Origin of the sequence: Paenibacillus profundus, from assembly GCF_021369635.1 — a bacterium.
GTDB classification, from domain to species: Bacteria; Bacillota; Bacilli; order Paenibacillales; family Paenibacillaceae; genus Paenibacillus_B; species Paenibacillus_B profundus.
In genome coordinates this window covers 1-11,220 of record NZ_JAJNBZ010000065.1, presented here as the reverse complement: position 1 = coordinate 11,220, position 11,220 = coordinate 1, and the positions used below count along the sequence as shown (strand labels likewise).

Genomic DNA, 11,220 nt, shown 5'->3' with positions numbered 1-11,220 from the left:
CGCTTAATTGATTTTTATTTTTTGTACTGTCTACTTGACGGGGTGCAGTTCACCTTGTGGGACAGCCCCTTCCTTCGTTTTAGTCATTCCGAATGATATGAAGATAAATCTGGAGCAACTTCCCTCTCATACGCCTCCCCATAGGAAAATGTATAGTCAAATGTCCGGTTTGAGCAGCGTAACTCCTTATTATCACGAAGGTATCGCTACCCAATGTCCGCTAGACACTTCTACAAGCTCAGAATGCTCCAAATGATACTTATCGGCTTCGGATTGCTCTTCCATCAGCACTCTTTTCTTTTTCGACTCGATTTGTGGATCCGGAACCGGAATGGCCGCCAACAATGACTTCGTATAATCATGTTGCGGATTGGAATAGAGCTCTTCACTCTCTGCAAGCTCGACAATCTTCCCCATATACATAACCGCTACGCGGTCGCTAATATGCTTAACCATAGACAGATCATGGGCAATGAACAGATACGTAAGACCAAGACGATGCTGAAGCTCCTCCAGCAGCTTGACGATCTGTGCCTGAATCGACACGTCGAGCGCAGATAGAGGCTCATCGCACACAATAAATTTCGGTTCAACGGCAAGCGCGCGCGCAATTCCAATTCTCTGCCGCTGTCCTCCGGAGAACTCATGCGGATACCGCTGTGCAAAAGCGGGATCAAGCCCTACCATATCAAGCAGCTCCTCGACTCGCTTCTTCCGTTCTTGCTTGCTCCCTGTTAGCTGGTGAATATCAAGCGCTTCACCGATAATATCCAACACTTTGAACCGCGGATTAAGCGATGCATAAGGGTCCTGGAAGATCATCTGCATATAGCGCCGCATCGTCTTCATCTCATGTGCAGACAAGCGGTTAACCGCCATGCCTTGGTATAGAACATCTCCTCCCGTTGGCTCGTGCAGACGCAGAATGGCCCGCCCTGTCGTTGATTTCCCGCAGCCCGATTCACCGACGACGCCTAGTGTCTCTCCTGCATTAATATGGAAGCTTATGTTATTTACAGCCTTGAGCACATTTCCTTTTCCCATATCGAAATACTGTCTAAGCGATCTGACTTCCAGCAGCGGCTGTTCGTGATCCGAGCTCGTGGCAAGCAATGGCGCCAGCTTCTCTTTCTTCTTCTCGTCCAGACGCGGAAGCGCATGTAACAGTTTTAGTGTATACGGATGCTTCGGACTCGCGAAAATTTCTTCCGTCGTTCCCGTCTCTACCACCGCCCCGTCTTTCATAACGACAACGCGGTCACACATGCCGGCCACAACGCCCAGATCATGTGTAATTAAAATAATTGAAGTGCCAAAACGTTGCTGCATATTTTTCATGACATTTAAAATTTGAGCCTGAATCGTCACATCAAGCGCCGTGGTAGGTTCATCTGCGATTAGCAATGCAGGACGGCAAGCCAAAGCGATCGCAATCATGACGCGTTGACGCATTCCACCGGAAAATTCATGGGGATATTGATTATAACGGATTTCACTATTTCGGATTCCTACCAGCTTGAGCATTTCAATGGCTTGTTCCTTTGCCGCTTTAGGTGACAATTTCTGATGCTTAATCAAGCTTTCGGAAATTTGCTTGCCGATTTTAATCGTTGGGTTCAAGGATGTCATTGGATCTTGAAAAATCATGCCCATATCGCGGCCGCGAATGCTCTCCATTTCCTTATCCGTGTAGTGAGCTACATTCTTTCCCAGGAATATGACTTCCCCTTCTTTCATATAGGATAGGGAAGAAGGAAGCAGACGCATAATCGATCGAGCCGTTACACTCTTGCCGCTTCCCGATTCACCGACAATTCCCAACGTCTCTCCCTTTTTCACATCAAAGCTTACGCCTCGAACCGCCTGAACTTCTTTATCACGCGATTGAAAAGTTACCGATAAATTTTGTACTTGAAGAATAGGGTCCATTCCCGTTCACCTGCCTATTTATCCGGATTTCTTGCCTCTTATCTTTTCTTGACAAAACCTTAAAATAAAATATACTATATCCATCGGAATAATACAATTTAAAAACAAGGAGGCAGCAAGGAGCGTTATGGAGAGGACAGAAGCTTCAACAAAACACGGTTTAATAAACACTATCAGCGTCGCCTACAATAAAATGCTATTGAATCCTGCGTACAAATATGCGGTTCTTTTACTGGGCTTGCCTGTCAATCTCGTTGTGTTATTCTTCTATTTCGTTCAGCGAACGAAAGATACATATTCATCTGTGCGCGATGAAATAAAATTCGAGCTCATAGCCTCTGGATACAGGGATGATTTGAGAGCAGAGATCGAGGAGCAGTCGCTGCGTAAGCACGCTTTTTTCGGCCAAGAGGTTAAGCAGGAAGAATTGAAACGACAGGTAGACAAAATAACAGAAGCCCAATTTTACAAGACGCTGCTTGAGCGAACCAACGAGAAACTAAAGCATAGCAATCAAAAGAGATTGACTTTTGCCGGCACATTTACATCGCTCATTAAACATCCTTTATTTTTAATCGCAACGTTTATTCCAGGTTTGCCAATGTACATTCTGATATTGCTGTATGGCAACTCGTATTTAAAATACATTTTTGAAAGACTCGTGATGAGCATGTTTGTCATTTTAGGGGTCGCCGTGCTTGTCTTCACTATCTTGCATCTCTCCCCCTTTCATCCGGCAGCCAACATACTGGGTGAAACAGCCACTCAGGAACAGATCGCCGCATTTAACAAAATGCATGGACTTGATCAGCCCTATTTCGTCCAATTGTGGAACACCCTGAAGGGAATAGCGACCTTCGATCTTGGAAAATCGTTCTCAGGCAGCGAGGTAGTAACGACGACTATAGCCAGTAAGTTTCCGATCACCCTGACGTTGACGATTATCTCGCTCGTTATCGCCATCATCATCGCGTTGCCGATCGGAATTATTTCAGCCACAAAGCCAAACTCTTTCTTTGATTACACGTTTATATTTATCGCGCTAATTGGTTTATCGATACCCAGCTTTTGGCAGGGACTCATTTTCATTTTGAATTTCTCCATCAAGCTTCAGTGGTTACCGGCAACCTTTAATCCGCAAAATTGGTTATCGATCATTATGCCGGTCGTTGTGCTTGGAACGGGATTAACTGCTGCCGTAGCCAGGATGACCCGTTCCTCCACTTTAGAGGTCATTAATGAAGATTACATTATGACCGCCAAAGCAAAAGGGCTAAGTCAGCGCCAGGTTCTGCTCAAGCATGCTGTCGGCAATGCCATCATACCGATTATTACGGTTATCGGCTTGCAATTCGGCGGGATGCTGGGGGGAGCCGCCGTGACAGAAAAAGTGTTTAATATTAGCGGAATCGGCAGCTATATCGTGGATAAACAGTTCATTCCTGATATTCCTAGCATTATGGGCGGTGTCGTCTATACGGCGATAACGATTTCGCTTGTCAATGTGATGATTGACATTTTATACGCTTTTTTTGACCCGCGCATTCGCTCCAAGATGAAACAATACTAAAGGTACGTGTTCAAAAGGGAGGCTTTTTGAACAACCTCTAAAGCAGGTGTGATCATGACCAAGTTGTCTGTCTCAAAGCACGAAACGCAGCACAAACTGAAATCATTTCAGGAATACAGTCAAGCCAGCTTCGCCTGGATTATCTCTTCGGTCTTGTCCGTTATCCTTTTCATAAACAGTTACGATTTTACTAGTAAGACGATGAAACCATATGTATTGGCGGCATCCGTCATTTATGCTGCTTTCACATTATTGCAGCTCATCATAACCGCTAAGATTCGAAGAGATATTCTCGTTCACGGCCATATTAAAAACTCGACGCGAGCTCTGGGCTATATTCAAATACTTAGCATTCTAACAGGAAATGTATTTATCGTCACTTCTGCTTGCAGCCTCATTAAGAAGGATAAACCTCCTGAATATACGATTGCCGTGTATATGCTCCTGACTCAGCTATTTGTTATCGCCGTATCTGAAATAAATTTATTTAAACCGTATGTAGCCGATACGTTCCCGCTAGCTATGCTTATTTTGCTGGCGATCGCTCTCTTTCAATTCGTCACTCTTCTCCTCGTATCGAAGTATGTGAAGAGGAACAACGCCCGTCCATGGCTGTCTATCGCAGCCTTCCCGCTCATCTTCACTTCTTTGACCGGGAATGTGTTTGCGTTATTGCTCGGATTGACTCTGCTCACGAAAATCCGCAACAACGGCAATCCGGCTGCGGCGAAATGGGAGGAAGTCTGGGAGCGGCTTACCAAAAATACGACGGCCATGTCAGGCTTATTCTTTATTATTTTTCTGTTTTCCATATCCATTTGCAGTTTCTTTACGTTCGACTATAGCGTTGCTATTGAGAACAATTACGGTGCGATACTCCAATCTCCAAGTCTGGCCTATCCATTCGGAACAGATAATTTCGGCAGATGCTTATTTTCAAGAATTATTTTTGGCGCACGAATTTCGTTAATTGTCGGTTTCATTTCGACGGCCATTCCTGTCGTCATCGGTGGCACTCTTGGCGCCATTTCCGGATTTTACGGCCGGCGTACGGATAACATCATTATGCGAATGCTGGATATTTTGTACGCAATTCCGGGTATTTTATTGGCTATCGCCATTATCGCCGCTTTCGGAGCGAACACCGTCAATCTCATTCTGGCACTGAGCATCGGCTCTATTCCTACTTATGCCAGAACGATGAGGGCTAACGTGCTGTTGGTGTCTACATTCGAATTTGTCGATGCCGCGCGAGCGTTCGGCGCTCGGAATTCATCCATCATTTTCAAGCATATCGTGCCTAACTCGCTGGCTCCCATGATTATTAAATCTACATTAACGATCGGCGGTGCGGTCATTTCCACAAGCAGCTTGAGTTATTTGGGTCTAGGAGTGGAGCCTCATATACCTGAATGGGGAAATATTTTGAAGCTGGGAAGCGCCTATCTCGAATCCCACTCCTATCTCGCCATTTACCCTGGGTTGGCGATTATGGCCTTGGTCTTATCCTTCAATTTTCTCGGGGACGGCCTGCGGGACGCACTTGATCCGAAAATGGATTAAAGCAGGGAATTGCTCCGGCCAACACAATTTGGTAGTTGGGTTTTATTTGCAAATATATTAAATACGCTCAGGAGGAACTCATCATGAAAAAAAGATCTGTATTGATTCTATTATTTGCCTTGGTACTCGTGCTTGGCGGGTGCAATGTGAATACAAAATCGGACGCTGTAGGAAAAGACGCAAAGCAGACTCCCGATAACGACAAACCTGTTGCCGAGACTCCAGTCGACATCGAATTGCTAGGAATGAGCTCGGGTGAAGACGACATCAACATTGTACGAGACCAGCTCAACAAGAACGGATTCAAGGTGAAGCTCAACATTCAACCGGACTACGGCAGCTTCAAGGCTCAGGAAGAGGCAGGGAACTATGATATTGCGCTATCGGGCTGGACGACGGTAACCGGCAATCCGGATTATGCGGTCAGATCTTTATTCAAGACAGGCGGTGACTACAGCATCCTCGCCGATTCTGAAATTGACAAGCTCATAGACCAAGCTGCAACTCAAACCCCAGAGCAATATGTAGAGACATACAAGCAGCTGGAGCATAGCCTTGTGTTCGACAAAGCCTACATCGCTCCTTTGTACATTTCAATCAAGAGTCAGGCATTCAATAAAGACATTCTGAATGAAGCATCTGTAAGATTGTCCAAGTCTCGTTCATTCGCATGGGAAGATGTTGATTTCAAGGATACATCCAAACGCGACACCTCCCCTATGCTTCTTACTCAAGCCTCTTCTACATTGACGTCGCTCGATCCGATTAAGGGAAACGACGGTTCCATCAATATGATCAATACCAATATGTACGTGCGCTTGATCAACCTTACCGATGATGACAAGATTACTGCCGACGGCTCGTTATCACATGGGTTCAGCATTGCAGAGGGCAATTCGGAATACTATTTCATTCTCAGAGACGATATTAATTTTGCTAAAATTACGAACAAGCTTGCCGAAGATACGGGGGAACGTGTCGGCGCCGATGATGTGGTGTTCTCTTTGAACCGGGCGAAAAACAAAGATTCAGTACCCGACCACCGCACCTATAGTCTGCATGAACATATTAAAAACGTTGACATCGTAACCGACATAAGCGCTCTGGCTCAAGTCAAGCAATCAGGCAGCAATGAAACGGTGAAGGAAGCGTTAGAAAAAGGATTGGATGCAAAAATCACAGCATTGGTCGCGGACAAAAACGAGGCGAATAACAAAGCAGGCAAATATCAAGTAATCAAATTGACAACGACAGAACCGTTCCCTCAGGTTTTGAATTATTTGGCGCACCAATCGGCAGGCATCGTGTCCAAGAAACAGGTTGAAAGCATTAATACGTATGATGTTGCTTCATTTGACGTCAACAAAGATATTCCATACGGTGATCAGAGCACGATAACCGAAGGAAATAAATACAATAACACCCTTTATGCAAGCGGCCCTTATATTTTGGCGTACAAAAACGATTATGAAGCCATCTTTCACAAAAACCCTGGTTACTTGAAGGGAACGAAGCATGAACCGAAAATATCGAATGTTACACTTCGTTTCATCAAGGATGCAGACAGTGCGCTCTCCGCGCTGCGCAGCGGTGAAGTTTACGTCAACTACGGTGTTCCAGAAACAAAGTTCGATATCGTGAAGAGCGACAGCAAGCTGAGCCTGCAGAACATCCAAAGCAATGCCGTCTCCTATCTGTTGTTCAATACGAAAAGTCGAGCAGTTGCGAAAAGTGAGGATTTGCGAAAAGCTGTGCTCTATTCTATCAATCAAGATGAAATTTTGCAGTTTTACAATAACAATAAATTCAAAGCCGTATCTACGGTCAGCCCGATGGTCACGACAGGCAACGAACTAACGGCCGACCCGGCAAAGGTAAAAGAATTTCTGAACAAGTATAGAGCCGGCGCCAAATAAACACGTTCACGCCGCTACGCCACAATCTCATAGTTACGAGCTCTCAGCCTTAGTTCAGTGGGGTATCTGTACCGAACTAAGGCTGATTGGATCAAGCACGTTACTACTTTCTATTTCTCTGAAAACCCATATTTAAATAATGCTCTTCAAATTCTTGGTAGAATACGAAAGCACTTTCATTAAAGCTCTCTACGTCAGACTCCGTATATTGCTCTTGCGATAGAAAAAAGTTAATGTGAATGAGATCGCCGTCTATCACAAATAGAAACTCGTCAAGCAAAGGCCGATATAAATTTTTATATTTACTATCGATATTTTCATTGTTAAAAGAAGATATCGAGTTCATGGATATGAAGCCCTCGGTATCAAAAAGAGGGGAATAAATAATATTGACTTTTACGATCAGCTTGGAATGTTTATGTTTGTAATATAACTCCAATCTCGTTGGTTTTTGAATGTCTTCGCCAATGGTATCCGATCTCCTGGCATCAATTTTGTTCTCTGGTAACGATGAAGTAATAACCGATAACGCTTCTGGAGAAATCAATATAAAATGATTGGATTGAAAGCTGCTCTTAAACTCAATCACCTTATTCATAAAACTTTCATGATCGGATTTTATGTCAACTTCCTTGTTCGTACATGAAATTAATATCAACATCATCGTGACCGAAACTATCATGAAAAATACTTTTTTAATAATAATCACTCCAAAAGGGGGGCAATTTGCCCCCTACGCTTATAAAAATAATGCTTATTAATATGTTTCTCCAACACTGTGCACGTCTAGTATTGTAGGATGGATTTTTGCGCTAATAGGAACATCAGTGTATACGTATGAACCTAGTGAGTCATACCAAGTCTTAAGTTTAACAGTACCCTGAGTGGAGCGTGCAGCATAGTAAAATGTCAATTTCCCGTGTTTGTACGCTGGAACAGTCATCGAACCCGAAACTCCTAAAGCCTCGTTCTCACTTCTAGTTTCCTTTACACCGCCGGAAACCTCTACGCTAACCGCGGCCAGAATTCCTGCTTTTACTTCTTTACTGAAAGAAACATTTCCATACCACTCTGATCCAACTGATCGCGTTTGTTCAACTCTAGCTGTCATGTTAAAAGGAGTGCTGCTTCTGCTGTTATCATGAGTATAATAGACAATTTCTCGGAATTTCTCTACTCTTGAAGGAGTACTGTTAGATTTGTATTCATGAAAAAATGGACCTGATGAACTCAGTGGTTGAATTAATTCGTTTTCTGGAATTCCATTTATGTAGCTCGGAGATGCAGGTGCGACTCTTTCTACAAGTCCTTTGTTTACTTCTGCCGCGCTAACTGACGATAATCCGACTGGGGCCATTAAAGAGAGTGCTAGAGCAACTGAAACAAGTTTCCTCAACAAATCCACTCCCTTCCATGTATTATTTTTCCTCTTAAACACAATATATCACTTAATTCCACAGATTGTCAATGAATAGATTCATTTAGGCTCTTTATTCTATAAAGCTACCTTGTTTTCTTAAAGTTAAACTGCCCCCACCAGCATACCGCAAAGGAAAGAAAAATCTTTCTCATTACGGGTCTATTCTTTCTTGTGCTTACAAATATCCGTTTACTCTCGATTGCCTTCCATACGGGGCCGGATCATCCTCACGCGATTCAAGGCGAATTGGATTTGCGAAGCTGGGATTTTGCGGTAGAGCGCCCCTTACCCTAGATGGGCAGTGGGAATTTTTCCCGAGTGTGCTGCTGATGCAGAGCGATACCAGCCCGATCTCATCCCGTACGGATAGAGATTTTATTGAGGTTCCCTGTAATTGGGAGTCATCCTTGTTTCCTCAGACCGATTCGCATTATGGATACGGGTCTTATCGGTTGCGGATTCAGGTCACGCCGGATCAAGGACAATCATTTGCCATTCGAGTTCCCAGTATTCAAAGCTCGTCAGAACTATACGTAAACGGCCGTCTGCTGGCGAATTCCGGCCAACCTGCACCGAATGAACATCAATACACAGCCCGCAACGTGCCCTACTCCGCCTTTTTCGCAACAGATGGGGGCGAGATTGAAATCGTGATTCAAACAGCGAACTACCTGAACAGCAGCACAGGCGGAATTGTCCGCTCCATATCATTTGGAACCGCTCCTGCAGTAGGCAGAAGGCATTAATCTATTTCTGTGAGCGTCAAATAGCCCCCACCTTCTCATCGAGATGGGGCTGCGATAAGCTACAATCAGGACTTGATAATCTTATGATATCGCCTATTCTGCATCATTTTGGATATCATTCCATATCCCGAGTGCGAACACCAAGACGATAATCACGGCGGCGGTTATCGCTAGGAATGCGTCGGAGTAAGGCGCCTCGTGCAGGACGTACAAGGTTTTATAGGATCTGCAGCGACTTCTTTGTGGGCCGCCAGAAGTGCCCCGAACAAAGCTCCTTGGAGGTTCCCAAGTCCAACCCAACCTGCTCATCCCTGAGCGCACTTGCAACGGCGTTGTTCAATGGGGAGTTGGTAGATTGTGAAGTTTAAACAGGGGAAATTGAAGGCTTCCTAAAAGCAGGTGTATATAACTGCGAATCTTTTTATATGTGACGGATTGTCAAGCCGAGTTCCCAGTGTCCGTAACTCTCACGCTTTCGGATTTCCTTGGGACGCTGGTTGATCGTTCTGCCGATATTGAACCGTCCACGCGTTTCTATTGGCTTGCGTCGCTTTCCTTTGTGACGAAGAATCTCAACATCACCTTGCACTAACAGGCCTGGTATAACCAGCGATAAAGCGTTTTAAAGGATACACTGAGGTCAGGGTAGTCCTGTTTCATACGACCCGCAATCTGTTCAGGAGACCAAGTCGCCTCAAGTTTCTCCGTGATATAATCGATTCGCTCAGTGTATGCTTTCCTAAGTATCGGACACGATTACGACGTTCCTCAGAGGCTATATGAGCAGCATCTGCCTTGTATTCGTTGGAAATCTGATTACGTTTCAACTCACGAGCAACACTCGAATGGTGTCGTCCTAGTTCCCTACTATGACTCTGCTGGATCAACCCTGGCTGTGCAGGAGCTCTAGCTTCCCCCGTTCGAACATGTTAAAATGTGAGTAACTCATGATTGATTCCTCCGTGTAATGGTTGTTGTGGTGACTCCATTTTACACGAATCAATCATGAGCCATTTTTTTATTTAATGGTAACTGTCGCACTTCATATTACAATCCGTCATGTACAAGGATGTCTCCATTAACTTCTTTCTCCCACCCTTCTATCCCCAAAAATTATGGCATCTGCACAACAGATAGATGCTCCACTTCTATACGATTACTTCACCGTTTCCAGCAAGCTGTCCACAACAAAGTCAAGCTGTTTATCCAGTGAATAAATATCATTGTAGAAGAATAAGCCGAAACTAATCTCGATTAGCTGACCTTCTTTCACAGCCGGTATGCTGTTCCAGATGACGTTATCCGACAAGTCCTCCATTCCTTCATAGGCAGAGCGGAACATCACCGGCATACTCAGGCAACACCTCGAAGGAAACTTCCTTGCTGGTCGCATCGTTCTTAGATTTTTCAATTTCCCGCTGTACAATCTCGGTGCTTTCATTCCCAAATATTCATATATTACTTGGGAACCGCGTCCATAACCCTTGCTGGTCATTACGCCCATGGCACCTTTGACACCTTCCATAATGGTTACGGTTTTATCCAAAATACCAGCTTTCTGTAACTTCTGCTTGCTTTGTTCTACCTTCGCATAGAAGTTGTCCAGAAGCGTCTGTGATTCGCCTTCCTTGCCCAGCACTTCTCCAAGCTTCTCCATGCGTTCGTCTACGGACAAATCAAGGCAGGTACAGAAATTCCAACATTATGAACACCAATACCCTGAATACCTCTATTTTCTGCAAAGTTAATCTTATTCTTCTGGGTATTCTTGTCTTGTTCGGCCCTCAACCTCGGGTCTTGCTGGCTGTCCATATTCGCTGTCAATCTCAAAAAAATTTTAATGCTATTGAAGTAGAAAGCATCATGGAAAAGCATAAATAAAGGCGAACTCTCATTCAAAAATGAATGGAAATTCGCCTTTATCTGTTTAGTTTTTTTCAAGAAGTTAAAAATGTGGCCACACTAATTATGGAGCGCGTTTTATTGTTTTAACAATAGATTTTGATGCTAGACTAAATACAGGACACCGGAAACCGAGAGTGCGACAATAAATGCATTCCTAATCGAGGTGTCTGA

General features: G+C 44.3%; 8 protein-coding genes. 4 read left to right on the top strand and 4 right to left on the bottom strand.

Translation table 11 applies throughout. The annotated features are described in order from the left end of the window. Nucleotides 1-192: 192 nt before the first annotated feature. Complete coding sequence (locus LQV63_RS31915; protein WP_233699554.1) at nucleotides 193-1,929, bottom strand: ABC transporter ATP-binding protein; 1,737 nt, start codon at nucleotides 1,927-1,929, stop codon at nucleotides 193-195. 127 nt (nucleotides 1,930-2,056) lie between these two features. Between LQV63_RS31915 and LQV63_RS30615 the strand changes: the two genes are divergently transcribed. From LQV63_RS30615 to LQV63_RS30605, 3 genes are all read left to right on the top strand, one after another. Next, on the top strand, nucleotides 2,057-3,499 hold the full coding sequence (locus LQV63_RS30615; RefSeq protein ID WP_233699553.1) for an ABC transporter permease: 1,443 nt from the start codon (nucleotides 2,057-2,059) through the stop codon (nucleotides 3,497-3,499). Nucleotides 3,500-3,553: 54 nt separating this feature from the next. Then, nucleotides 3,554-5,062, top strand: coding sequence for an ABC transporter permease (locus tag LQV63_RS30610; RefSeq protein ID WP_233699552.1), 1,509 nt, complete (start codon nucleotides 3,554-3,556; stop codon nucleotides 5,060-5,062). 83 nt (nucleotides 5,063-5,145) lie between these two features. Further along, on the top strand, nucleotides 5,146-6,978 hold the full coding sequence (locus LQV63_RS30605) for an ABC transporter substrate-binding protein (RefSeq protein ID WP_233699551.1): 1,833 nt from the start codon (nucleotides 5,146-5,148) through the stop codon (nucleotides 6,976-6,978). 103 nt (nucleotides 6,979-7,081) lie between these two features. Here LQV63_RS30605 and LQV63_RS30600 read toward each other — a convergent pair whose 3' ends face one another. Further along, entirely contained in the window at nucleotides 7,082-7,576 is a 495-nt protein-coding gene (locus tag LQV63_RS30600; protein ID WP_233699550.1) for a hypothetical protein, read from the bottom strand. A gap of 159 nt (nucleotides 7,577-7,735) precedes the next feature. Next, a complete protein-coding gene (locus tag LQV63_RS30595) occupies nucleotides 7,736-8,374 on the bottom strand; it encodes a hypothetical protein (protein ID WP_233699549.1) in 639 nt (212 codons plus the stop codon). A 431-nt stretch (nucleotides 8,375-8,805) separates the two neighbouring features. Between LQV63_RS30595 and LQV63_RS30590 the strand changes: the two genes are divergently transcribed. Further along, entirely contained in the window at nucleotides 8,806-9,144 is a 339-nt protein-coding gene (locus LQV63_RS30590; protein ID WP_233699548.1) for a hypothetical protein, read from the top strand. 1,156 nt (nucleotides 9,145-10,300) lie between these two features. Here the strand turns inward: LQV63_RS30590 and LQV63_RS30585 are convergent. After that, nucleotides 10,301-10,801, bottom strand: a complete 501-nt coding sequence (locus LQV63_RS30585) for a TroA family protein (RefSeq protein ID WP_233699547.1) — start codon at nucleotides 10,799-10,801, stop codon at nucleotides 10,301-10,303. Nucleotides 10,802-11,220: the final 419 nt, after the last annotated feature.